This window comes from Sanguibacter sp. TS_SC_8 (assembly GCF_055361235.1).
The window spans coordinates 3,365,684-3,387,526 of record NZ_CM143955.1; the positions used below are offsets into that span (position 1 = coordinate 3,365,684).

The 21,843-nt window shown below is 70.5% G+C and carries 21 protein-coding genes and 1 riboswitch; of the genes, 5 read left to right on the top strand and 16 right to left on the bottom strand.

What is annotated here, in order from left to right; all coding sequences use genetic code 11:
- The first annotated feature begins 2 nt into the window (after positions 1 to 2).
- Positions 3 to 899, top strand: a complete 897-nt coding sequence (gene ddaH, locus ACWA15_RS15200; RefSeq protein WP_464056256.1) for a dimethylargininase — start codon at positions 3 to 5, stop codon at positions 897 to 899.
- Positions 896 to 2,128, top strand: coding sequence for an ornithine--oxo-acid transaminase (gene rocD, locus ACWA15_RS15205; RefSeq protein WP_464056257.1), 1,233 nt, complete (start codon positions 896 to 898; stop codon positions 2,126 to 2,128). The genes ddaH and rocD overlap by 4 nt, the downstream gene beginning before the upstream one ends.
- Positions 2,129 to 2,143: 15 nt before the next feature.
- Here the strand turns inward: rocD and ACWA15_RS15210 are convergent, their stop codons facing one another.
- The 3 genes from ACWA15_RS15210 to ACWA15_RS15220 form a co-directional block, all read right to left on the bottom strand.
- On the bottom strand, positions 2,144 to 3,055 hold the full coding sequence (locus tag ACWA15_RS15210) for a universal stress protein (protein WP_464056259.1): 912 nt from the start codon (positions 3,053 to 3,055) through the stop codon (positions 2,144 to 2,146).
- A 191-nt stretch (positions 3,056 to 3,246) separates the two neighbouring features.
- On the bottom strand, positions 3,247 to 4,086 hold the full coding sequence (locus tag ACWA15_RS15215; RefSeq protein WP_464056260.1) for a C40 family peptidase: 840 nt from the start codon (positions 4,084 to 4,086) through the stop codon (positions 3,247 to 3,249).
- Positions 4,085 to 4,246, bottom strand: a riboswitch (cyclic di-AMP (ydaO/yuaA leader). Its footprint overlaps the gene before it by 2 nt.
- A gap of 138 nt (positions 4,247 to 4,384) precedes the next feature.
- Positions 4,385 to 5,107 carry a metal-dependent transcriptional regulator gene (locus ACWA15_RS15220; protein ID WP_464056261.1) on the bottom strand — a complete coding sequence of 241 codons (723 nt, stop codon included), beginning with the start codon at positions 5,105 to 5,107 and terminating at the stop codon, positions 4,385 to 4,387.
- A 131-nt stretch (positions 5,108 to 5,238) separates the two neighbouring features.
- Between ACWA15_RS15220 and serC the strand changes: the two genes are divergently transcribed.
- Positions 5,239 to 6,366 carry a phosphoserine transaminase gene (gene serC / locus ACWA15_RS15225; RefSeq protein WP_464056263.1) on the top strand — a complete coding sequence of 376 codons (1,128 nt, stop codon included), beginning with the start codon at positions 5,239 to 5,241 and terminating at the stop codon, positions 6,364 to 6,366.
- Between the two features lie 557 nt (positions 6,367 to 6,923).
- Positions 6,924 to 7,853, top strand: coding sequence for a type IV toxin-antitoxin system AbiEi family antitoxin domain-containing protein (locus tag ACWA15_RS15230; RefSeq protein WP_464056265.1), 930 nt, complete (start codon positions 6,924 to 6,926; stop codon positions 7,851 to 7,853).
- Positions 7,854 to 8,156: 303 nt separating this feature from the next.
- On the opposite strand, the gene ACWA15_RS15235 is transcribed toward ACWA15_RS15230, so the two are convergent.
- The 4 genes from ACWA15_RS15235 to ACWA15_RS15250 all read right to left on the bottom strand — a co-directional run bounded on the left by ACWA15_RS15235 (position 8,157) and on the right by ACWA15_RS15250 (position 12,970).
- A complete protein-coding gene (locus tag ACWA15_RS15235) occupies positions 8,157 to 9,518 on the bottom strand; it encodes an MFS transporter (protein WP_464056267.1) in 1,362 nt (453 codons plus the stop codon).
- The gene (locus ACWA15_RS15240) at positions 9,515 to 9,952 is read right to left on the bottom strand and encodes a MarR family winged helix-turn-helix transcriptional regulator (RefSeq protein ID WP_464056268.1); all 438 of its coding nucleotides are present in this window, start codon (positions 9,950 to 9,952) and stop codon (positions 9,515 to 9,517) included. Before ACWA15_RS15240 ends, ACWA15_RS15235 begins: the two co-directional genes overlap by 4 nt.
- A gap of 242 nt (positions 9,953 to 10,194) precedes the next feature.
- Positions 10,195 to 11,451, bottom strand: a complete 1,257-nt coding sequence (manA, locus tag ACWA15_RS15245) for a mannose-6-phosphate isomerase, class I (protein ID WP_464056270.1) — start codon at positions 11,449 to 11,451, stop codon at positions 10,195 to 10,197.
- A gap of 34 nt (positions 11,452 to 11,485) precedes the next feature.
- Complete coding sequence (locus ACWA15_RS15250) at positions 11,486 to 12,970, bottom strand: NCS2 family permease (protein ID WP_464056272.1); 1,485 nt, start codon at positions 12,968 to 12,970, stop codon at positions 11,486 to 11,488.
- A gap of 122 nt (positions 12,971 to 13,092) precedes the next feature.
- On the opposite strand from ACWA15_RS15250, the gene ACWA15_RS15255 reads away from it, so the two are divergent.
- A complete protein-coding gene (locus ACWA15_RS15255; RefSeq protein ID WP_464059535.1) occupies positions 13,093 to 13,398 on the top strand; it encodes a DUF2530 domain-containing protein in 306 nt (101 codons plus the stop codon).
- A 139-nt stretch (positions 13,399 to 13,537) separates the two neighbouring features.
- Here ACWA15_RS15255 and ACWA15_RS15260 read toward each other — a convergent pair whose 3' ends face one another.
- The 9 genes from ACWA15_RS15260 to ACWA15_RS15300 form a co-directional block, all read right to left on the bottom strand.
- Positions 13,538 to 14,023: a hypothetical protein gene (locus ACWA15_RS15260; protein WP_464056273.1), complete on the bottom strand. Its 486-nt coding sequence runs from the start codon at positions 14,021 to 14,023 to the stop codon at positions 13,538 to 13,540.
- Positions 14,020 to 14,379 (bottom strand): response regulator, encoded by a 360-nt coding sequence (locus ACWA15_RS15265; protein WP_464056274.1) that lies wholly within the window; start codon positions 14,377 to 14,379, stop codon positions 14,020 to 14,022. The genes ACWA15_RS15260 and ACWA15_RS15265 overlap by 4 nt, the downstream gene beginning before the upstream one ends.
- 46 nt (positions 14,380 to 14,425) lie before the next feature.
- On the bottom strand, positions 14,426 to 14,896 hold the full coding sequence (locus ACWA15_RS15270) for a chemotaxis protein CheX (protein WP_464056276.1): 471 nt from the start codon (positions 14,894 to 14,896) through the stop codon (positions 14,426 to 14,428).
- Positions 14,893 to 15,285, bottom strand: coding sequence for a response regulator (locus ACWA15_RS15275; protein ID WP_464056277.1), 393 nt, complete (start codon positions 15,283 to 15,285; stop codon positions 14,893 to 14,895). The genes ACWA15_RS15270 and ACWA15_RS15275 overlap by 4 nt, the downstream gene beginning before the upstream one ends.
- A complete protein-coding gene (locus tag ACWA15_RS15280; RefSeq protein WP_464056278.1) occupies positions 15,282 to 16,103 on the bottom strand; it encodes a CheR family methyltransferase in 822 nt (273 codons plus the stop codon). The genes ACWA15_RS15275 and ACWA15_RS15280 overlap by 4 nt, the downstream gene beginning before the upstream one ends.
- Positions 16,100 to 17,209, bottom strand: a complete 1,110-nt coding sequence (gene cheB, locus ACWA15_RS15285) for a chemotaxis-specific protein-glutamate methyltransferase CheB (RefSeq protein ID WP_464056280.1) — start codon at positions 17,207 to 17,209, stop codon at positions 16,100 to 16,102. The genes ACWA15_RS15280 and cheB overlap by 4 nt, the downstream gene beginning before the upstream one ends.
- Positions 17,210 to 17,234: 25 nt before the next feature.
- The gene (locus ACWA15_RS15290; protein WP_464056281.1) at positions 17,235 to 18,860 is read right to left on the bottom strand and encodes a methyl-accepting chemotaxis protein; all 1,626 of its coding nucleotides are present in this window, start codon (positions 18,858 to 18,860) and stop codon (positions 17,235 to 17,237) included.
- The gene (gene chvE, locus ACWA15_RS15295) at positions 18,857 to 19,975 is read right to left on the bottom strand and encodes a multiple monosaccharide ABC transporter substrate-binding protein (protein WP_464056283.1); all 1,119 of its coding nucleotides are present in this window, start codon (positions 19,973 to 19,975) and stop codon (positions 18,857 to 18,859) included. The genes ACWA15_RS15290 and chvE overlap by 4 nt, the downstream gene beginning before the upstream one ends.
- 224 nt (positions 19,976 to 20,199) lie before the next feature.
- A complete protein-coding gene (locus tag ACWA15_RS15300) occupies positions 20,200 to 21,780 on the bottom strand; it encodes a methyl-accepting chemotaxis protein (RefSeq protein WP_464056284.1) in 1,581 nt (526 codons plus the stop codon).
- Positions 21,781 to 21,843: the final 63 nt, after the last annotated feature.

Consider the following 21,843-nt stretch of genomic DNA (forward strand, 5'->3'; position numbering starts at 1 on the left):
TCATGACACGCAGGCACCGGTACCTCATGTGCCGCCCGGACCACTTCACGGTGAGCTACGAGATCAACCCGTGGATGAACAGCGCCCACCCCACCGACACCGCCCTGGCCGTCAAGCAGTGGGAGTGGCTGCGTGACGTCTACCTGGACCTGGGGCACACGGTCGAGCTGATCGACCCCGTGCCGGGGCTGGCGGACATGGTCTATGCGGCCAACGGTGCGACGGTCCTGGACGGTGTGGTCTACGGAGCCAGGTTCACCGTCGCCGAACGTGCCGGGGAGGCCGCCGCCTACCTGGACTGGTTCGCCCGGCACGGATTCGTGGTGCACGAGGCCGCCCAGCGCAACGAGGGCGAGGGCGACCTGCTCACCGTCGGTGGGCGCACCCTCGCCGGGACCGGGTTCCGCACCGACGTCGCCGCCCACCACGAGGCCGCCGCGCTGTGGGGCCGGGAGGTGGTCACCCTCGAGCTCGACGATCCGCGGTTCTACCACCTGGACACCGCCGTGATCGTCCTCGAAGGTAGCGAGGGCGGCGACGGCAGCGCAGGCAGTGCCGGTTCCCCGAACGGCGCCGCCACCCCGCCCAGCGCCGGCCCGACGGTGGGCCAGATCGCCTACTACCCCGGCGCCTTCTCCCCTGCCAGCGCCGACCTGCTGGCCTCGCTCTACCCCGACGCGGTCCTGGCCACCGAGGCCGACGCGCTCGTCCTCGGGCTCAACGGCGTCTCGGACGGCACCCACGTCGTGCTCACCCCCCGCGCCACCCACCTCATCGCCCAGCTGGCCGAGCGCGGGTACACCCCGCTCGGTGTAGACACCTCCGAGCTGCTGCTCGGCGGTGGCGGCGCGAAGTGCTGCACCCTCGAGATCCGGCCCGCACCCCTGGAGCAGACGTGACACAGCACCCGACTCTCGCGCACAACTACGACCCGCTGCCGGTGACGATCACCACCGCCCAAGGCGCGTGGGTCACCGACACACGCGGCCGGGCGCATCTCGACTTCCTCGCCGGCTACTCCGCGCTGAACTTCGGTCACCGTCATCCGACGCTCGTGGCGGCCGTCACGGCCCAGCTCGATCGGGTCACCCTCACCTCCCGGGCCTTCGGCCACGACCTGCTGGAGCCGTTCGCGGACGCGTTGTGCGCCCTGGTCGCCGACTCCCTCGCGCTGGAGGGCACCACCGCGATGATGGTGCCGATGAACACCGGCGCCGAAGCCGTGGAGACCGCGATCAAGGCCGCCCGCAAGTGGGGCCACCGCCGCGGCGTCCTCGAGCCGGTCATCATCGTCGCCGCCGGCAACTTCCACGGCCGCACGACGACGCTCGTCTCCTTCTCGACCGACCCCGAGGCCCGCGACGGCTACGGGCCGTACACCCCCGGCTTCCGGGTCGTCCCCTTCGGCGATGCCCAGGCGGTGGCCGAGGCAATCGACGAGTCGACCGTCGCGGTGCTCATGGAACCCATCCAGGGCGAGGCCGGGGTGGTCGTCCCACCGCCGGGGTTCTGGGCGAGCGTGCGCACGCTGTGCGACGACGCGGGGATCCTGCTCATCGCCGACGAGATCCAGTCCGGGCTGGGTCGCACCGGGACCACGCTGGCCTGCGACCTGTGGGGCGTCCGCCCGGACCTGGTGACCCTGGGCAAGGCGCTGGGCGGGGGGATCCTCCCGGTGAGCGCCGTCGTCGGGCGGGCGGACGTGCTGGACGTGTTCACCCCGGGCACCCACGGGTCGACCTTCGGGGGGAACCCGCTGGCCTGCGCCGTAGGGCTGGCCGTCGTCGACCTGCTCGCGACCGGTGAGATGCAGGAGCGCGCACGGGTGCTCGGCGACCATCTCCAGACCAGGCTCGACGACCTCGTCACCGACGAGCTCCTCGCCGAGGTGCGCGGCGCCGGGCTGTGGGCCGGGATCGACCTCATGCCCGGCCAGGGCACCGGGCACGACCTGTGCCTCGCGCTGCTCGAGGCCGGGGTGCTGGCCAAGGACACCCACGGGGCGACGATCCGGCTCGCTCCCCCGCTGACCATCGCCCCTGACGACCTCGACCTCGGGCTGGACCGGCTGCGGTCGGTCCTGGAGCAGCGGGCCGCGGACTCCGAGCTCGTCGCGGAGGCCCTCTAGCGGCCGGAGGCGGCGTCAGTCGCCAGGGATCTCGCAGCGCTTGTTGACCACGAGTACCGGGCACTGGGAGTGGTGCAGCACGGCCTGGCTCGTCGACCCGAGCAGCAGGCCGGCGAAGCCTCCACGACCACGGGACCCCACCACGAGCAGGTCGCTCGCATTCGAGAACTCGGTGAGCAGCTCGGCGCCGGTCCCGTCGAGCACGATCCGGCGGATCGTCACGCCCGGGTTCGCGGCCTCGGCCTTGTCGACGATCGCGTTGAGGCCGTCGGTCACGTCGGAGAGCACCTGCTCGTGATCGATCGCCGCCGGCAGCCAGGCGAGCAGCCCGGCCCCGGAACCCACCGGGACCCCGGCTACCGCCACGAGCTCGGCGTCCCAGATCTTGGCCTGCTGGATCGCCAGGTGCAGCGCGCCGTAGGCGGACGGCGACCCGTCCACCCCGACGACGATCCGGCGCAGCGGGCGGATCGCCACGGCGTCGGCGGTGTCGTCCCGGAAGGGGACCACGACCGTGGGGCAGTGGGCGTGCGCGGGCAGCGCGGAGGAGACCGTGCCGAGCAGGCGTTCGGCGAACCCGCCGTGGCCGCGGGTGCCCACCACGGCGAGGGTGTAGTCCTTCGACATCTGGACGAGGACCCCGGCGGCGTCCCCGGTCGCGAGCTGGGTGGTCGCCTCGACGCCGGCGCGGCGGGCGCGCTCCTTCGCGTCGTCGAGGACCGCGCGTGCGCCCTCCTGGATGGCGGAGTCGTCCAGCGCGGCGTACCCGCCGTCGAGGGAGGCCGCCGCGAAGGAGGGCAGGGAGTAGGAGCAGACGACGGTCAGGGGCTGGCCGCTGCGCGCTGCGAGGGCGGTCGCCCAGTCCAGGGCGTGCAGGCTCGACGCCGAGCCGTCGACACCGACAAGGATGGCATCTGGGTGCGACATCGTGATCTCCCTCTGCAGGACGAAACTGGGACCTACGTGCGGTAGACATTACCCGCTCGTGACGCAGTCCTCGCCTGTTCGCGACACAGCGCGGGGGGGTCGGCTATGCGGAAGGCGATCAGGCCCCTCCTGGACGCAAAGAAACCCGAGCCGCAGAGCGGCTCGGGTTTCTCCGACAGGTGCTGGAGTGCTCAGCCGACCCGGATGAAGGTCGGGTTGGACTGCCAGATGCTACGGAACTGGACGGTCGACCCCGGCTTCGGGGAGTCGATCTGGCTGTTGCCACCGGCGTAGATCGCGATGTGGCCCGGGCTCCAGATGAGGTCACCAGGCTGAGCCTGGTCGCGGGGGATGACCGTTCCGACGCCGCCCTGTGCACCAGAGGTGCGCGGGAGCGAGATGCCGGCCTGGGCGAAGACGTACGCGGTGAACCCGGAGCAGTCGAACCCGGACGGGCTCGTCCCGCCGGAGACGTACGGGACACCGACGTACCGGCTGGCGATGTCGATGATCGAGCTGCCGGCCGACGAGGCCGGAGCCACGGAGACGGGAGCTGCGACCTCGGCGGCGGCGGCGGGCGTAGCCGTCGATGCAGCGGCGGCGGCCGGGGCGGCTGCGGCGGTGCGCGTGGTCGTCGTCGTGCGCTCGGCGGTCCGCGAGGCGGCAGCGGCGGCACGGGGCTTGACCGGCTCCGGCGCCGGCGCCGGGGTGACCGAGATCTCGGTCTGCTCGATCGTCCATGACGCGTCAGCTGCGACGGTGACGGTCGGTGCGGTGCTGAGTGCGGCGCGGGCCTCGGTGGTGAGGGCCGAGACGTCGACGGTCGAGACCGCGGCATCGCCGGAGACGGGGGCTGCGGAGGCCGGTGCGGCCGCCATCAGCGAGACGAGGAGGCCGGACGAGGCGGCGACCATAGCCGAACGCTTGCCGACCGAGACGACGTTCTCGGAAGCGGCGGTGGCGAACAGGCTGAGAGGCGTGATCGGGCGACGTGCCGCGCGGTGGCGAGCACGAATCGAGCTAGAGGTCATGTTTGCTCCAATACGCCTGCGAGGTCAGCTGTCGGGTTCGGGTAGGAGTACACCCGGCCTGCGAACCGAAGTTCGCGAGGCTTCACCCCAAGGGCGCTGCGAGCAGCACCCGAAATTGGGTCCCCCGTCCTTGCCAGCGGGTTCTAGGCAACCATGAGCGGTGGCAAGGTTTGGCGTCCGCTCAAGTACTTCGTCGGTGTGCGTTCCTATGAAGCAAGTTGAAGGTACCTCACATGAACACCACATGTCACGTTCTGATCACGACGACTTCTTCACGTCCTGGCGGACGTCGCACGGGTCAGATCGCGACGAAGATGTGACGCGAGACCTCTTCGGGCAGGTCAAGCACCACGAGGGCACCTTCGGAGGTGACGGAGATGCCTGCGCCACGCTCAAGAGCCTCGATGTGGATAACCCCGCCGGGCTTGACTCCAGCCGCTGCCAGACGGGTCAGCAGCTCGACGTCGGTCTGCAGCGGCTCGCCCAGGCGAGCCACCGTCGCGACCAGCGGCGCGGCGTCGGGCAGGACGCCCATGGCGGACCGCGCGACGAACGCGGACAGGGACACGACTCCGTCGAGGAAGCCCACCTCGGGGGCTGCGTCGCCCAGCTCCGCGAGGCCCGGGATCGGGTTTCCGTACGGGGAGTAGCTCGGGTGGTCCAGCAGGTCCACGAGGCGCTTCTCGACGCGGTCGCTCATCACGTGCTCCCAGCGGCAGGCCTCCTCATGGACGAACTCCCAGTCCAGGCCGATGACGTCGGTGAGCAGGCGCTCGGCCAGGCGGTGCTTGCGCATGACCCGCATGGCCTTGGTGTGCCCGGTTCCGGTGAGCTCGAGGTGGCGGTCCCCGCTGACGACGACCAGCCCGTCGCGCTCCATGCGAGCCACGGTCTGGGAGACCGTCGGTCCGGAGTGACCCAACCGCTCCGCGATGCGCGCCCGCAGCGGAACGATGCCTTCTTCCGCCAGCTCGTAGATCGTCCGCAGGTACATCTCGGTGGTGTCGATCAGGTCGCTCACGCGTTCCTCCAGTGCGTCAGATGGCCTCGAGCGACGCAGGTCAGCGCCGTTCACACGTATCTACGCCCACCCTATCTCTCCTGTGCACAGGCCAGCGCGTGGGGCGGAGTCGAGCGCGTAGGGTGTGCTGCGTGACTGAGAACCTCACCATTCCCGCCAGCATCCTGCCCGTCGACGGCCGCTTCGGCGCCGGTCCGGGAAAGGTCCGTGACGCCCAGCTCGCCGCCCTCGCCGCGACCGGACGATCGCTCATGGGGACCTCCCACCGCCAGGCCCCGGTCAAGAACCTCGTGGCGCGGGTCCAGGCCGGGCTCGCCTCGTTGTTCTCGCTTCCCGACGGCTACGAGATCCTGCTCGGCAACGGCGGGTCGACGGCGTTCTGGGATGCCGCGACGTTCAGCCTGGTTCGCGAGCGCGCCGCGCACGCCACCTTCGGTGAGTTCGGCGCGAAGTTCGCCCAGGCCACCACGAACGCCCCGTTCCTGGCTCCGTCGGCGGTGACGTCCAGCCCGGCCGGCACCGCGGTGCTCCCCGAGCTCGTAGCCGACGCCGACGTCTACGCCTGGGCGCACAACGAGACCTCGACCGGTGCGATGGCTCCGGTGCGGCGCGTTCCTGGGTCGGAAGCGGCTGGCGCTCTGACGTTGATCGACGCGACCTCGGGGGCCGGCGGCCTCGCGGTCGACGTCGCCGAGACCGACGTCTACTACTTCGCGCCGCAGAAGTCCTTCGCCTCCGACGGCGGGCTGTGGCTCGCGGTCACCTCCCCTGCGGCCATCGAGCGGATCGCCGAGATCGACGCGAGCGACCGATGGATCCCGGAGTTCTTGTCGCTGCAGAACGCGGTCACCAACTCCCGCGCACACCAGACGCTCAACACCCCGGCGATCGCCACGCTGTTCCTGCTCGCGGAGCAGATCGACTGGATGCTCGCCCAGGGCGGGCTCGCGTGGGCTGCGGCGCGCACCGCGGAGTCCGCGGCGCACCTGTACTCCTGGGCGGAGAGCCGCAGCTTCGCGACGCCGTTCGTGGCCGACCCTGCCACCCGCTCCACGGTTGTGGGGACCATCGACTTCGACGACTCGATCGACGCGGCGGCCATCTCGCGGACGCTGCGCGCCAACGGGGTCGTCGACGTCGACCCGTACCGCAAGCTCGGGCGCAACCAGCTCCGGGTGGCCATGTTCCCCGCGGTCGACCCGAGCGACGTCCAGGCGCTGACCGCCTCGATCGACTACGTCATCGAGCACACCGGCTGATCGGGGCGGGTGGGCCGGGCCGGGGGCCGTCGGTCGGGCGCGGTCCGCCGGGGGCCGGTCGGGCTGTCGGGCGCAGGCGGTCGGTCGGGCGCGGTCCGCCGGGGGCCGGTCGGGTGGTCGGACGCGGTTGGTCGGACGCGGTCCGCTGGGCGCGGTCGGTCGGGGGTCGGTCGGTCGGTCGGTCGGTCGGTCGCGGAGCCGACCACCAACCTCGTGAGCTGTCAGCGAACTCGTGAACCGCTCGCCGAACTCGTGAACCGCTCGCCGAACTCGTGAACCGTTCGCCGAACTCGTGAGCCACCCGCCGAACTCGTGAACCGTTCGCCGAACTCGTGAACCAGGCCGGTTTCTCTGCCGCGGAGCTCCGTCGCTCACGAGTTCGGCGACGCACTCACGAGTTCGCGCGCTCGGATGGGCGCGCGCGGGTGAGGCCTGGCTGGGTGGGTGGGACGTCTTCCACAGAAGACGTGGTGCACAGGGCGCTGCGGGAGCCGTCTCGTCCACAATTCTGGCCGCCGAGGGCACGGTCGGAGACGCGTCGGCCGCAGTGTCGGGTCATGCGACCACCCATCCAGCTTCCGCCACGACCGTTCGAGATCCTCGCCCCCACGATCCTCAAGCCGGGCGCACCGCGCCGGCAGTATCGTCCGGCCACGGTCACGCCCCTCTACCGAGGCTGGGCTTGGCTCCATCTGCCCACCGCGGCCGACGGCTCCGCTCGCGCGACCCTTGCGCAGTCGGTTGCGCTGATCGCCGCCGTCCATGCCGGACTCCGAACCGCCCACTGGTTCTGTGGAGTCTCCGCCGCCGTGATCCACGGATGCGAGACCGTCTTTCTCGACGGGCTCGCCCACCTGATCCAGCTCCACAATCAGCAGCGGGGCGCCAACCCCCAGGTCAGACGCCACACCGCCGCGCTGCGCGTCGGCGAGGCCACCGTCGTCGACGGGCTTCCTGTGACTGATCTCGCCCGGACGGTGGTCGACTGCGCACGCACACTCAGCGACCGACAGGCTCTGGTCATCGCCGACTCGGCGCTTCGACGCGGGCTGTCAGCCGAAGACCTGGAGGCCGCCCTCGTCCGAGCGAGCGGGTCTCGAGGGATTCGCAAGGCGCACGCGATCCTGCCCCTCGCCGATGCTCGCGCCGAGTCCGCCGGTGAATCGCTGCTCCGGCTCCTCATCGTGCGCGGCGGGCTGCCGACACCCGAGCTCCAGATCGCCGTCGACACCCATCTGGGCCGGCGGTACGTCGATCTCGGCTGGTCAGACCTCAAGGTCGCGGTCGAGTTCGATGGGCGAATCAAGTACGAGACGTCAGGTGCAGGCGCCGCCTTCTTCGACGAGAAGCGCCGACAGGACGCCCTCGAAGAGCTCGGTTGGCTCGTGGTCCGCGTCATGTGGGAAGACCTGTGGGACGCCACCGCCCTCGTGTCCCGGCTGGAGGACGCACTCCGCCGCCAGCAGCGCCGTCGAACCTTCGCCTGACTCAACCCGCCGCGAGTCCCCTCCGCGCCCTCGCCCCCTCCCCCTCCCTCTCCCGTGCCCGACGCCGCTCCTCGCCGACCTCGTGAATCAGCCGCCGAACTCGTGAGTCACGCCGACCCGGAGCCGAGAAAGGGCCCTCGCTCACGAGCTCGGCGAAGGGCTCACGAGCTCGGCGGAGCCAGACGGGACACGACGGCCCGGGGCTGCACGACACGGGCACTGCACGGGCACAGGCACGGGCACAGGGTCGGCGAGGGACGAGGACGCGGCGGGCCCACGCCCCGACCCACGACCGAGGGCGACTCACGCCGCCGTCGTGCGGTCCTTGGCTTCCTGGACGCCCAGGCGGTCGGCCACCTCGCGGCGCTTGGACGCCTCGTCCGGGGGGACGGGGTCGTCGTCGGTCAGGCCGGCGTAGGTGACGGCGACGTGCGGGCGGTGGAACACCTGGTACTTCACCGTGTACTCCCAGTTGCGGCGGGTCCAGACCGCGGCCCCGAGGGACACGAGGATGGCGGTGATCGCCCCGATGCCGATGGACCAGCGCGGGCCATAGGCTTCGGCGATCCAGCCCACGATCGGCGATCCGATCGGCGTCGCGCCGAGGAAGACCATCATGTACAGCGCCATCACCCGCCCTCGCATCTGCGGGGTGGTGGTCATCTGGATCGTGCTGTTCGCGGCCGTCATCATGGTCAGGCTCGCGAAGCCGACCGGGATGCTGGCGAGGGCGTACGTGAGGTACGTCGGCATGAGCGCCATCGCCCCGGCAGCCACCCCGAAGGCGAACGCCGACCCGATGACCAGCCGCACCCGCGGTTGCACCCGGCGCGCGGCGAGCAGCGCGCCGGCGAGCGAGCCGATGGCGAGGATGGACCCGAGGATCCCGTACTCCCCCGCCCCCTTGCCGAACTCCTTGGTGGCCATGACCGCCGAGGTCAGCTGGAAGTTCAGGCCGAAGGTGGAGACCACGCAGACAACCACCATGATGACGACGATGTCGCTGCGGTTCTTGACGTAGCGCAGACCCTCGCGGATCTGTCCCTTGGCCCGCGGGGCGATCGGCAGCCGGTTGAGCTCGCTCACCCGCATCCGCGTCATGGCCACGATCACGGCGGCGAAGGTCAGCCCGTTGATGATGAACATCCACCCCGGTCCGAAGGCCGCGATGAGCAGTCCGGCCGCCCCCGGGCCAACGAGGCGCGCGGCGTTGAAGCCGGCCGAGTTGAGGCCGACGGCGTTGGAAAGCTTCTCGGCCGGGACCATCTGCGCGACGAAGGTCTGGCGCACCGGGTTGTCGATCGCGGTGACGCAGCCGAGCAGCGTCGCGAAGACGTAGACGTGCCACAGCTCGGCCTTCCCCGAGACCACGAGCACGCCCAGCGCGAGGGCGAGCACGCCGAGCGCCGTCTGGGTGAACATCAACAGCTTCCGGTTGTCGACCCGGTCGGCGAGCAGCCCGGCCCAGGCCGAGAGGAAGAGGACCGGCGCGAACTGGAGCGCGGTCACGACGCCGACGGCCACCCCGGAGTGGTCGGTGAGCACCGTGAGCACGAGCCAGTCCTGCGCGACGCGTTGCATCCAGGTGCCGATGTTCGCCACGAGGGCGGCACCGAACCACAGGCGGTAGTTGTAGTACCTCAGGGAGGCGAAGGTCGGACTCATCGACTGGCAATCCTCGTGAGCAGCTCGCTCGCGTCGGCGAGCGTCTGCCGTTCCTCAGGGGTCAGCTGACCCAGCTTCTTCGTCAGCCAGGCGTCACGACGCCGCCTGGTCACCTTGATCTCGTTGCGCCCGGCCTCGGTGAGCTCGACGACGACGAGGCGCTTGTCCGACTCGTCGCTCGCCTTGACGACGAGTCCGAGCTCGACGAGGGCGTTGACCGTACGGGTCATCGACGGCGGCCGGATGTTCTCGTGCTCGGCGAGCGCCCCGGGGGTCATCGGACCGTGCCGGTTGATCGACGTGAGGACCGCGAACTGGCCCTCGGAGAGGTCCGCCTCCCCGCGCTGTGCGCGCAGCTGGCGCGCGATGCGGGTCAGGGAGACACGTAGCTGCCCTCCGAGGGTCCCTGGGGTGCACACGTCGACCTGGCTCATGCCCTTACCTTAACTCATTACCTTAGGTAAGGACATTGCGCCGCCCGGTCAGCGCCCCGACCGCCGAGTGCGGTCGATCGGCTGGACAGAACGCCCACCGGGCAGCCGAACGCCCGCACTCAGCGGACGGCGGGCGGGCGGCCGACGGCGGGCAGGCCGCAGGGCAGGCGGCCGGGCAGGCGGCCGACCGCGGGTGGGCGGGCAGGCGACCGCCTGGCAGGCGGCGGGGAGCGGCGCGCGCCTCAGGCGTACGGCACGTACGCGACGACGACGACGCCGGACCCCACGAGGGTGACCTGGCCGGCGTCGTGCCCGATGAAGACGGACTGGCCCTGGGCGATCCGCCCGACCGGGCCCAGTGCGCCCAGCGGGCCCGCGATCTCGACCTCGCCCTCGAGGCAGAGCAGGATCCGCGGGCCGGTGTGGGTGACCAACGCCTCGCCTGCCACAGACCCGTAGAGCAGCGCGAACTCCGCGACCGGGGCCCGGTACCCGGTGAGTCCGCCGGGCTCGGCGCGCAGCACCGGGCGTTCCGGGGGCCGGGGCGCGTAGTTCGCGCAGCGCAGCAGCACCTCGACGTCGACCCGCTTGCTCGTCAGCCCAGCCCGGAGCACGTTGTCCGAGCTCGCCATGACCTCGATGCCGAGCCCGGACAGGTACGCGTGGACCTCACCCGCCCCGAGGAACACCGACTCACCGGGGGCGAGGGAGATGCGGTTGAGCATGAGGGAGACGAGCGCCCCGGGGTCCCCGGGGAAGTGTTCGGCCAGGTCGAGGGCGGTCTGGTCGCCGCGCGAGGTCGACTCCCCGCGCTCGATCCGCGCCCGGATCGAGTCGATCGTGCGGGTGAGGTCAGCGGTGCAGTCCGCGTCGCGGGCGGCCAGCGCGACCTCGAAGGCCGCCCGCACGCCGTCGGGCGTGGGCGAAGCGATCAGCGCGGCGCGCATGCGTCCCACGACCTCCCCCTCGAGGCCGTCGAGCAGGGCGAGCGTCCGGGCGGGGCGGCGGAAGCCGCACAGGCCCTCGAAGGGCGTCAGTGCCACGATCATCTCGGGCTTGTGCTGGTCGTCCTTGAAGTTGCGCTCGGGTGAGTCCGGGAGCACCCCGGCCGCGTTCTCCTGGGAGTAGCCGGCGCGGGCCAGGTGCGGCTTGGGGTGGACCTGGAGGGAGAGCGGCTGGGCCGCGGCGAGCACCTTGAGCAGGTACGGCAGGCGCGGGCCGTAGGCCTCGACGACGGCGCGGCCGAGCAGGCGGTCGGGCTCGGCGCGGAGCAGGTCCGCGAGGGAGCGCGGCCCGGTGGCCGCGAGATCGCCCCGCCCGCCCGCAGAGCCGGCTGCGTCGTCGGCCATCGAGGGCCCGAGGGCGTGCGCACCGAGCCACATCTCCGCGACCGGACGACCGTCCCCCGGCGCTCGCAGGAGCGCGGGGATGGCCGTCGTGGACCCCCAGGCGTAGTGCTGCAGCTGGTTGGTCAGGCGGAAGATGTGGCTCGGTGTCACGGGCATGACCCTACGTCAGGGCCGATCGGAACGCTCAGAAAGCCCCGAGCGCGTCGCCCAGCGGCCCGCGCACGAAGTACAGCACGAACATCACGGCCGCGACCCACATGAGCGGGTGGATGACCTTGACCTTGCCGACGAACACCTTGATGATCACGAAGGCCACGAAGCCCGCGCCGATGCCCGCGGAGATCGAGAAGGTGAACGGCATGATGACGATCGTCAGGAACGCCGGGATGGCGACCTCGTAGTTCTTCCAGTCGATCCCGGAGATCTGCATGAACATGAGGAAACCGACGACGACGAGCGCCGGGGTGGCGGCCTCGGAGGGGACCATGTCCACGACCGGGGCGAAGAACGTCGCGAGCAGGAAGGCGAGACCTGTGACGACCGAGGCGAGGCCGGTGCGCGCGCCGTCGCCCACGCCGGCGGCGGACTCGACGTAGCTCGTGTTGGAGGACACGCCGCCCATGCCACCGGCGACGGCGGCGACGGAGTCGACGACGAGGATCTGGCGAGTCTTGGGCAGGTCGCCGTTCTCGTCGACGAGGCCGGCCTCGGAGCCCACGGCCACCATGGTGCCCATGGTGTCGAAGAAGTCCGCGAGCAGCAGGGAGAAGACGAGCAGGATGACGGCGACGGCGCCGATCTTCTCGAAGGAGCCGAAGAGCGAGAACTGGCCCAGCAGGGAGAAGTCGGGCACGTCGACGACGTTGTCCGGCGCGGTCGGGACGTTGAGCTTCCAGCCGTGGGGGTTGACGCCGTCGACGCCGAACATCGGTCCGACCTTCGCGACGGCCTCGATGATCACGGCGAGCACGGTCGAGGCGATGATGGCGATGAGGATGGCGCCCTTGACCTTGCGGACCATGAGCACGATCGAGGTGATGAGACCGAAGACGAAGATCGCCAGCGGCCAGCCTGCGACGGAGCCGGCGATGCCGAGCTCGACCGGGGTGGCCAGGCTCGCCGGGATCCGCACGAACCCGGCGTCGACCATGCCGACGAACGCGATGAACAGACCGATGCCGACGCTGATCGCGGCCTTGAGCTCGACGGGGACGGCCTTGAAGACCGCTTCCCGGAACCCGGTCAGCACGAGCAGCAGGATGATGATGCCCTCGAGGACGACGATGCCCATGGCATCGGCCCAGGTCATGCCGGGCAGGCTGGCGATCGAGTAGGCGACCACCGCGTTGAGGCCCATGCCCGCGGCGAGCGCGAGCGGGAAGTTGGCCACCAGGCCCATGACGATCGACAGCACACCGGCGATGAGCGCGGTCGCGGCAGCGATCATCGCGATGTTCGGGGCGTCACCTCCGCCGAGGAAGCTCCCCGTGCCGTCCGCGACGTTGCCGAGGATGATCGGGTTGAGGACGATGATGTAGCTCATCGCGAAGAAGGTTACGAGCCCTCCGCGGATCTCCGAACCGATGGACGAGCCACGGTCGGTGATCTTGAAGAACCGGTCGATGGCGCCTTTGGGCGGCGCCTTGTCAAGGGTCTGGGTGTTCGCCATGAGCAATATTGTGCCCGATCGGTGGGTGCCCGGACGCCATCGTCTCGCCGCACGAGGTGCACATCTGGCGCAGACCGGTCTGCCATCCGTCGAGGGACCACTACGCTGAGGGCGTGCGTTCGATGTTTGATCTCTTCCTCCACCCCGAGCGGCGCCGCGCCGCGCCCCAGCCCCGCCAGGTGGACCTGCGGCGCGTCATCGTCGTGGGGATCGCGCTGTGGTGCGCCGGTGCCGCCGTCCTTCTTGTGCTCGCTGCCGGGTTCGACGTCGACGTCACCGACCAGCTCGTGGTGTGCGCGACCGGGCTCGGGCTCGGGCTCCTCGCCCTCGCCTGGGAGCACGCGAACCGCCGTCGCTATCGCGCCGTCGCCGAGACCCGCGAGGTCGTCGACGACCTGCCCGACGACGCGCCCCCACCCCCCGCCTGACCACGCCTCTCCCGGCGGCGCCCTCGGGCCGGTCGAGCTCGCTGAGTGCGGGCGAACGGCTGCCCAAACCGGACATGAGGCAGCCGTTCGGCCGCACTCAGCGGATCGGGGCGGACGGCAGGGCTGGCTCGAGGTGGAGTCAGATGACGAGGACGGAGAGGTTGCCGGGCCCGTAGCCGGTGACGTCGCACTCGATGTCGAGGCGGGGCACGTAGGCCATGACCCAGGGGGCGACGTCGCCCGGCAGGGCGTCGTTCGGGGCGTGGACCGCGTTGAGCCGCAGGTGCGGGGCACCCTCGGCGTTGAACAGGGACGCCAGGACGTTGAGGATCTCCCCCGCGTTCTCCAGCAGCACGTCCGTCAGCTCACCGTCTGCGACCGCAGCCTCGGAGGTACCCGAGGGCATGAGCGCGATCGCCGCTCCGGCCCGCGCCGCCATCGCCACGTCCATCACGATGATGGCGGCGAGCTTCATCTGGTCGGAGATGTACTCGGCCACGATCGCGCCGCCCGGGCCTGCCGGGTCGACCATCGGCCCGCCGGTGAGCACGGACACCTCCCTGCCGAGCAGCCCCTCCAGGACCTCGCGGGTCTCTTTGGCGCTGGGCAGCGGAGTCGCACTCATGCCAGGACCGGGTCGAGGACGGCGCGGAAGGACTCCGCGGTGAACGGCTTCGCGACGAGGAAGAGCGCACCGGCCGCGTCGGCGGTGTCCCGCATCTCCGGAGATCCCTCCGAGGTGACGAACCCGAAGGGGATGTCGCACCCAGCCTGACGCAGGGCGTTCAATGCCTCGATCCCGGTGGCGTTGGGCATGTTCCAGTCGGAGAGGATGAGATCCGGCTGCTCCGCGAGCGCAAGATCGTAGACCTCTTGGCCGTCGGCGGCCTCGATGATCTTCCAGTCGTAGCCCGCCTGGCGCAGTGTGCGGATCACGATCTGTCGCATGACTCGGCTGTCATCGGCAACAAGTACGTACATGGGGTTCCCTTCCTAGCTTCAGTTCAACGTCGTCAGGTGGTGGTGCTCAGACCAGTGCCCACAGCGAGACCACCAGTGTGTGTCCGCGCCAGTCCAGCGTCAGGTCCTGCAAGAACTGCCCGGGGTCGAGCTCCGGGGCGTGCGGTGCCACGGTCGGCATGCTGAGCACCGCAGGCGCGGCCAGCAGCGACTTGACGTTCCCGCCCACCACGTTGGCCAGCTCTCCGAAGGCATCGGTGAGGTCTTCGAGACCGACGGCCTCCCCCGAGTCCATCATGAGCAGCGCCCGCGTGAGCTCGTGCGCCGCCGCGGTCTCGGTGCGCACGACGGCGCGCGCGCCCAGTCCGAGCACGGCCACAGTCATGTCGACCCAGGCGCAGACGGGGTCGACGAAGTCGCCCACGACGCCGTCGCTCTCGAACACGAGCACCTCGCCGCCGTCGATCATCGCCGCGAAGACGTCCTGCGTGATGGCCAGGATCTGGTCCTTGCCCACAGTTACCAGTGCAGTGCTCATGCCCACTCCTCGATGGGGAGCAGCCCGAGCAGCTCCAGCTTGTCCCGGAGCGCGTCCGGGGTGAACGGCTTGATCAGGTATTCGTGCGCGCCGGCGGCGAGCGCCCGCACGATCTGACCGTGCTCGCTCTCCGTCGTGACCATCATCAAGGTGATGCCCCGCCAGGCCCGGTTCTCCCGGACCTTGGTGACGAAGGTCAACCCGTCCATGACCGGCATGTTCCAGTCGATGCACGCAAGGTCGAATCCTGTGCCGTCGCCGACCTCCGCCAGGGCGTCGAGGGCCTGCTGGCCGTCTCCGGCCTCGACCGTCTCGTAGCCGAAGTCCTTGAGCACGGTGGACACGATCCGTCTCATGGTCCGTGAATCGTCGATGACCAGTGCCTTCATGCCTTGCTCCCTGAGTTCTGATAGATCGAGCTGCGGCCCACCTGGACCCGGTTCCATGCGTCGTCGATACCGACCGTGGTCTCCGCGGCACCCAGCACCAAGAACCCGCCCGGGCGCATGACCATGCGCAGGCGCCGCAGGATGTCGCGCTTGACGGCGACGTCGAAGTAGATGAGCACGTTCCGCAGGAAGACGATGTCGTAGGGCCCACCGATCGGCGGCGCGGTGAGCAGGTTGTGCTTGGTGAACCGCACCATCGACCGCAGCTCGTCGGCGATCGCCCACTCCGCTCCACGCTTGGTGAAGTGCTTGACGAGGAACTTCGCCGGCAGCCCCCGGTTGATCTCGAGCTGGGAGTAGACCCCCCGGCTTGCCTTCTCGAGGACCTCCCCGGACAGGTCGGTCGCGGTGATCTCCACCCGGCGGGACGCTTGCAGCTGCTCGCGGATCGTCATGGCGATCGAGTACGGCTCCTGCCCGGTCGAGCAGGCGGCCGACCAGATCCGCAGGGGCGCCCCGGCCGGCAGCGCAGCCACCGCCTGGGGCAGGATGTGCTCGGTGAGTGTCTGGAACGGGGACGCGTCACGGAACCAGCTGGTCTCGTTCGTGGTCAGCGCTTCGACGATCAGCTCGAACTCGAGCTGGTTGGGAGTCCCTCGCTGCCGGCGCACGTAGTCGTCGACGGTCACCCCCTGGCGTCGGGCCAGCGGCATGAGCCGGCTCTCGACGAGATACTCCTTGCCCGGAGCTAGGTGGATCGCGCTCCGCTTGCGGACCAGGTCTGCGACGAAGGTGAAGCTCTCTGCGGTCAGACTCACGGTGACACCTCCTTGGCATGTGAACCGGCCTGCACCAGGCCGGAGATGGTCTGCCCGATCTCGAGGATCGGGAGGATGCGGTGGGCATAGCCCGCGGTCGCGGTCGCGCCGGGCATGCCCCACACGACCGAGGTCTGCTCGTCCTGCACGACGACCGTCCCACCAGCTTCGGCGATGGCGCCGGCACCGGCCTTGCCGTCCGCTCCCATCCCGGTGAGGACCACCGCGAGAAGATCGGGGCCGATCACGTCGAGGGCCGACCGGAAGAGCACGTCGACCGAGGGGCGGCAGAAGTTCACCGGTGGGGTGTGGGTGATCCGCGCCCGGAACCGGCCTGCCTTGCCCTCGACCTCGAGGTGGGTGTCACCGGGGGCGATGTAGATGCTGCCCGGCACGAGCGTCTGGCCGTCCTCCGCCTCGTAGACCTGGGACGGCCCGAGCCGGTCCAGCCGGTGCGCGAGCTGGCGGGTGAACACCGCCGGCATGTGCTGGACCACGAGCATCGGGACCGGGAGCGGGACGGTGAGCCGTTCCACGACGCGGGAGAGCGCCTCCGGCCCACCTGTGGAGCACCCGAGCACCACTGCGCGGACGGGGTGGCGGCGGACGCCGGGGCGGGCGACGGCTGCGGCGCGAGCAGGTGCCGCGATGCGCGCCCGCGGGCCCGTCGAGAGCGCGGGGCGTGCGGCCGACATCCGGGCGTGCGGGAGCAGCGCCCGGATCTTGGGGATGAGCTGGTCGGCCACCGCGGCGAGCGACTGGCTGATGCTCCCCACGTTGGACGGCTTCGCCACATAGTCGGAGGCGCCGGCCGAGAGAGCGTCCAGCGTCGCGGTCGCCCCCCGCTCGGTGAGGGTGGAGAACATGATGATCGGCATGCGGTGCCCGAGCCGGCGCAGCTCGCGCACCGCCTCGACACCGTTGAGCTCGGGCATCTCGATGTCCATGGTCACCGCGTCCGGGGCCAGCTGTTCGACCTTGGAGAGAGCGAGCTTGCCGTTGGCGGCGGTCCCGACCACCTCGAACTCAGGGTCGCTCTCCAGGGCCTGCACGACGAGCCGGCGGATCACCACCGAGTCGTCGACGACCACGATGCGAATCGTCATGAGTTCTCTCCTGCTTCTCGGTGCATCAGATCGTGAACTGTGCGACGCGCTGGCGCAGGTCGGCGGACGTGGTGGCGAGCTCGGAGACCGAGGCGCCCATCGTGGCGACGACCTCGGAGGAGTCCGTCGCGGCTGAGGCGACCCCGGTGATGTTGGCCGCGATCTCACCGACCCCGGTTGCCGCCTCGGTCACGCTGCGGCTCATCTCGTTGGTCGTGGCCGTCTGCTCCTCGACCGCCGAGGCGATGGTCAGCTGGTAGTCGTTGATGCTCGCGATGATCGTCGAGATCTCGCTGATCGCATCGACCGCAGACCCGGTCTGCAGCTGGATGTCCCCGATCCGGCGGGCGATGTCCTCCGCTGCGCGACTGGACTCCGCAGCCAGCTCCTTGACCTCGGAGGCGACGACCGCGAACCCCTTGCCGGCTTCCCCGGCCCGGGCGGCCTCGATGGTGGCGTTGAGCGCGAGCAGGTTCGTCTGCTTCGCGATGCTCTTGATGACCTTGATGACGTCGCTGATCTCCTGCGAGCTGTCACCGAGGGCACCGACCGTGACCGCGGTCGCGGCGGAGTGACGCACGGCGTCGCCCGCAACCCTCGCGGCGTCGTTCGCGTTCGTCGCGATCTCCCGGATCGAGGCGCCCATCTGCTCGGCGCCCGCGGCAACCGTCTGGACGTTGCGCGAGACCTGCTCGGCCGCGGCGGCCACCACACCGGCCTGGGTGGAGGTCTCCTCAGACCCCGCGGCGACCTGGAGGTTGGAGGACGAGAGCTCCGCGGCGGCAGCCGCCACGATCCCTGCCGTGGCGACGACGCCCCCCAGGACCTCCCGCAGGTTTGCCTGGGCGACGTCGAAGGACAGTGACATCTGCCCGAGCTCGTCCCGGGAGCGCACCCGCGCCGGGCGGGTGAGGTCGCCGGTGGCCAGCAGCTCGAGCGAGCTCTGCACGTCCCGGATCCCGGAGGTGATGCGGCGGGTCACGATGATCGCGAGGCTCACCGCGAGACCTGCCCCGACGACGAAGGAGAGACCGAGGACGAGGATCGTCCGGGCGACCTCCTGTTCGGCGCCGGAGAGGATCCGGCCGACGCTGAAGTCGATCTGTCCCTGGGCGAGCAGGAGCGCCCGTCCGGCACGCGCGGGGTCACCGGCTACGTCCGCCGCGAGCGCCTGCTCGACGCCGGTGACGTCGCCCGCTGCCACGAGGGGCATGACGACGGCGTCGCGGTACTGCGTCCACGCCGTCCACCGGTCGACGAAGTCACGCCACTGCTGGGTGTCGGACTGCTCGAAGGTGCTGACCTCGGTGATCAGCGACTCGACGGACCGGTCGTTCCACTCCGAGGACGTCGTCAGCTGCAGGCGCTGGGACGGATCGACCGCACCGACCGCCCGGCGGACGAGGAGGTGGCTCTCGGCCTGCGCGGCACGCAGGTCGCCCATGCCCCCCTGGAGGTCGCCGGTGAGCCGGGTGACCTCCTGGAGGTTGTCACCGGCCCGGGCGAGCGCCACGGCCGCGATGCCACCGACGGCTGCGAACATGACACCCATGACCACGAGCGACGTGGCGATCTTCAGCCCGACGGAGCGGTCCCAGAACCAGTGCCTGGCCGGTTCGCCGGTCTCGGTTGCCTTCTGCGGGGAAGTCATCGCAGCTCGTCCTCCGTGTAGTAGCCGCCACCGACGAGGATCGACGTGTACGTCTCCTGGGTCACCAGGAGCGGGCCGAGCAGGTAGGTCGGGACGATCTTGGTGCCGTTGTCGTAGGAGGTCACGTCGTTCGCCTCCGGTTCGACGCCCTTGAGGAGCGCGTCGCCCATGGCCACCGTCACCTCGGCGAGCTGGCGGGTGTCCTTGTAGATGGTCGAGTACTGCTCGCCGGCGATGATCGACTTGACCGAGGGCAGCTCGGCGTCCTGGCCGCTGATGACCGGCAGCGGCCGGTCCGGTGTGCCGTAGCCGACCTTCTTGAGCGACTCGAGGATGGCCAGGGATATCCCGTCGTAGGGCGACAGGATCCCGTCGATGACCTCATCGCTGCCCGCGTAGGTCTCTGCGAGCAGCGTGTCCATCCGCTGACCTCCACCGACCGGGTCCCAGGCCTCGATGGCGATCGTCTGGAAGTCCGTCTGGCCCGAAGGCACGACGAGGACGCCGGAGTCGAGGAAGGGCTGGAGGACGTCGAAGGCCCCCGTGTAGAACACCGTGGCGTTGTTGTCGTCGGGTGAGCCTGCGAAGACCTCGACGACGAAGGGGCCGGCCGCCCCGGTCGGCGCGCCGCCGTCGTCGAGGACACCGAGGCCCTGCAGCAGCGACGTCGCCTGCTGCGTGCCGACGCGGTAGTTGTCGAAGGTCGCGTAGTAGTCGACGTCCGGGGAGTCGCGGATGAGTCGGTCGTACGCGATGACCGGGATACCTGCCGAGGCGGCAGAGGCGAGCTGGGCGGTGAGCGCCGTTCCGTCGATGGATCCGACGATGAGCAGGTCCGCCCCGTGGGCGATCATCGCGTCGAGCTGGGCGACCTGGGTCGCGACATCGTTCTCGGCGTAGAGCAGCTCGACCTCGTAGCCCAGGGCCTCGAGCTGCGCCTTGACGTTGTCGCCGTCCTCGATCCAGCGCAGCGAGGTCGTCGTCGGCATCGCGACGCCGACGAGCTGCACCTCGCTGTCGGAGCCCGCGTCTGCGGAACAGCTGGTGAGCCCGATGCTCACGGCGAGGAGCACGGCCCCGGCGAGGGCGCCTCCCCGGGTCGACGGTCGATTCACACCGTGCCTTGTGTTCCGGTACCACCGCATGGCGCACTTACCTGCTCTCGACAGACGACCCTCGGCATCGCTGCCGTGGTCGTCGTTGGGGGGTCTTGGACCGCTCACCCACGTGGGTGAGCGGTCGCTGAGAGCCCTATCGGCAGGATCACCTCGGGTGTGAGTGATCCTCTGACCGGACTGGCCCGGCCGGCCTGCCAGCCGACGGTCTGCAGGTCGTCTCCTCAGTGGACGAACTGGGCCACCTGGTGGTCGAGCTCGACCGACGTCTGCTGCAGGTGGTCGACCGTCCGCCCCATCCGGGTGAGGACCTCGCTCGAGCTGGTCGCCGCCTCCGCCACGCCGGCGATCGTGCCGGCGATCTCCCCCGAGCCGGCGGCAGCCTCGCTCACGCTGCGGGCCATCTCGGCCGTCGTCGCCCGCTGTTCCTCGACCGCCGACGCGATCATCACCTGGTAGTCGTCGACCGCCGCGATGATCCGGGCGATCTCGGCGACGGACTCCGCGGCGGCGGACGCACCGGCCTGGATCTCCTCGACCCGCGAGACGATCTCCAAGGTCGCCCGCCCAGTCGCCCCGGCAAGGTCCTTGACCTCCCCCGCCACGACGGCGAAGCCCCGCCCGGCTTCTCCGGCGCGGGCGGCCTCGATCCGTGCGTTGAGCGCGAGCAGGTTGGTCTGCGCGGCGATCTTGGTGATCGCCACGACCACGTCACCGATCCGCTCGCTCGAGCTGCTGAGCTCCTCGATGCAGGTCTGGACCGACTCGGCGACCGCCGATGCCCCCCGGGCGACCTGGGCGGACGCCTGGGCGTTGGAGGCGATCTCCCGGATGGATGCACCCATCTCCTCGGCCCCCGCCGAGGCGTTCTGGGCGCTCGAGCTGACCTCGCCGGCTGCGGCCGCGACCACACCGGCCTGGGCGCTCGTCGCCAGCGACGCCCGCGTCACCGCGTCGTTCGCCTGGGCCAGGTCGCCGGCGGCGTCCCGCACGGTGCGGGACGCCGCCGACACCTTGGTCATCAGACCCCGCAGGTTGGCCTGCGCCGTGCTCAGCGAACCGGCCAGGGCGCCGACCTCGTCGCCGCCGCTCACCTGCGACCGGACGGTGAGGTCCCCGTCACCCAGCGCGGTGAGTGTACTCTGCACGGAGAGCAGCCGGGCGCGGACGGACCGCGCCACGAACGCGCCGAGCAGCAAGGCTGAGAGCGCTCCCACACTCGTGGCGATGACGATGAGGATCGTGGAGCGCACGGTCTGGGTGTGGATCTGCGCAGACCGCTCGGCCACGCGCGCCGAGTGCGCCGCCATCTCCCGCTGGACGGGATCGACGACAGCACGGCTGAGCGGCTGGATCGTCTCGTTGACGAACACTCCGTAGGCGACCAGATCGGAGCCGTGGGCCAGGGGGAACAGCCCGGCACGGGCGGTGGAGTGGTAGTTGCGCAGGCCGAAGGTCACCGTGTCGGCATCCTTGGCCTCGATCGCGGCCGGGGCGTACTCGGTCATGAGGTCCTGCAGGGCGGCGAGGCTCACCTTGAGCTCCTCCTGCAGGATCGCCCGTGTCGCCTCGTCGGCCACCCCGTACTGGATGATCCGCGCACGGTCCGCCTGGAAGCCCTGCTGGAAGGTGGACAGGGTCTGCATCGGCAGGACGTCGTCGTCGTAGAGCTGGGCGGCCTGCCGGTCGACCTGGGCGAGCGAGGCGGCACCCACGCCGCCGGCGACCACCGCAGCGACCGCCATGACGGAGACCGCGACCATGATCTTCGTGGCGATCGACCGGTCGGCCCAGCGGCTCCCCACACCTCTTCGGAGACGGGCGACGCCCCACTCCTGGACTCGTCGATGCACGGCCTGCTGCGCGGG

Bases quoted from the DNA above. Each gene is read 5' to 3' on its own strand.
- ddaH (WP_464056256.1), top strand. From the start codon at position 3: ATGACACGCAGGCACCGGTACCTCATGTGCCGCCCGGACCACTTCACG.
- ACWA15_RS15290 (WP_464056281.1), bottom strand. From the start codon at position 18,860: ATGACTTCCCCGCAGAAGGCAACCGAGACCGGCGAACCGGCCAGGCAC.
- ACWA15_RS15230 (WP_464056265.1), top strand. From the start codon at position 6,924: ATGCGACCACCCATCCAGCTTCCGCCACGACCGTTCGAGATCCTCGCC.
- ACWA15_RS15215 (WP_464056260.1), bottom strand. From the start codon at position 4,086: ATGACCTCTAGCTCGATTCGTGCTCGCCACCGCGCGGCACGTCGCCCG.
- ACWA15_RS15265 (WP_464056274.1), bottom strand. From the start codon at position 14,379: ATGTACGTACTTGTTGCCGATGACAGCCGAGTCATGCGACAGATCGTG.
- ACWA15_RS15255 (WP_464059535.1), top strand. From the start codon at position 13,093: ATGTTTGATCTCTTCCTCCACCCCGAGCGGCGCCGCGCCGCGCCCCAG.
- ACWA15_RS15240 (WP_464056268.1), bottom strand. From the start codon at position 9,952: ATGAGCCAGGTCGACGTGTGCACCCCAGGGACCCTCGGAGGGCAGCTA.
- ACWA15_RS15260 (WP_464056273.1), bottom strand. From the start codon at position 14,023: ATGAGTGCGACTCCGCTGCCCAGCGCCAAAGAGACCCGCGAGGTCCTG.
- ACWA15_RS15275 (WP_464056277.1), bottom strand. From the start codon at position 15,285: ATGAAGGCACTGGTCATCGACGATTCACGGACCATGAGACGGATCGTG.
- ACWA15_RS15270 (WP_464056276.1), bottom strand. From the start codon at position 14,896: ATGAGCACTGCACTGGTAACTGTGGGCAAGGACCAGATCCTGGCCATC.
- cheB (WP_464056280.1), bottom strand. From the start codon at position 17,209: ATGACGATTCGCATCGTGGTCGTCGACGACTCGGTGGTGATCCGCCGG.
- ACWA15_RS15235 (WP_464056267.1), bottom strand. From the start codon at position 9,518: ATGAGTCCGACCTTCGCCTCCCTGAGGTACTACAACTACCGCCTGTGG.
- ACWA15_RS15250 (WP_464056272.1), bottom strand. From the start codon at position 12,970: ATGGCGAACACCCAGACCCTTGACAAGGCGCCGCCCAAAGGCGCCATC.
- ACWA15_RS15210 (WP_464056259.1), bottom strand. From the start codon at position 3,055: ATGTCGCACCCAGATGCCATCCTTGTCGGTGTCGACGGCTCGGCGTCG.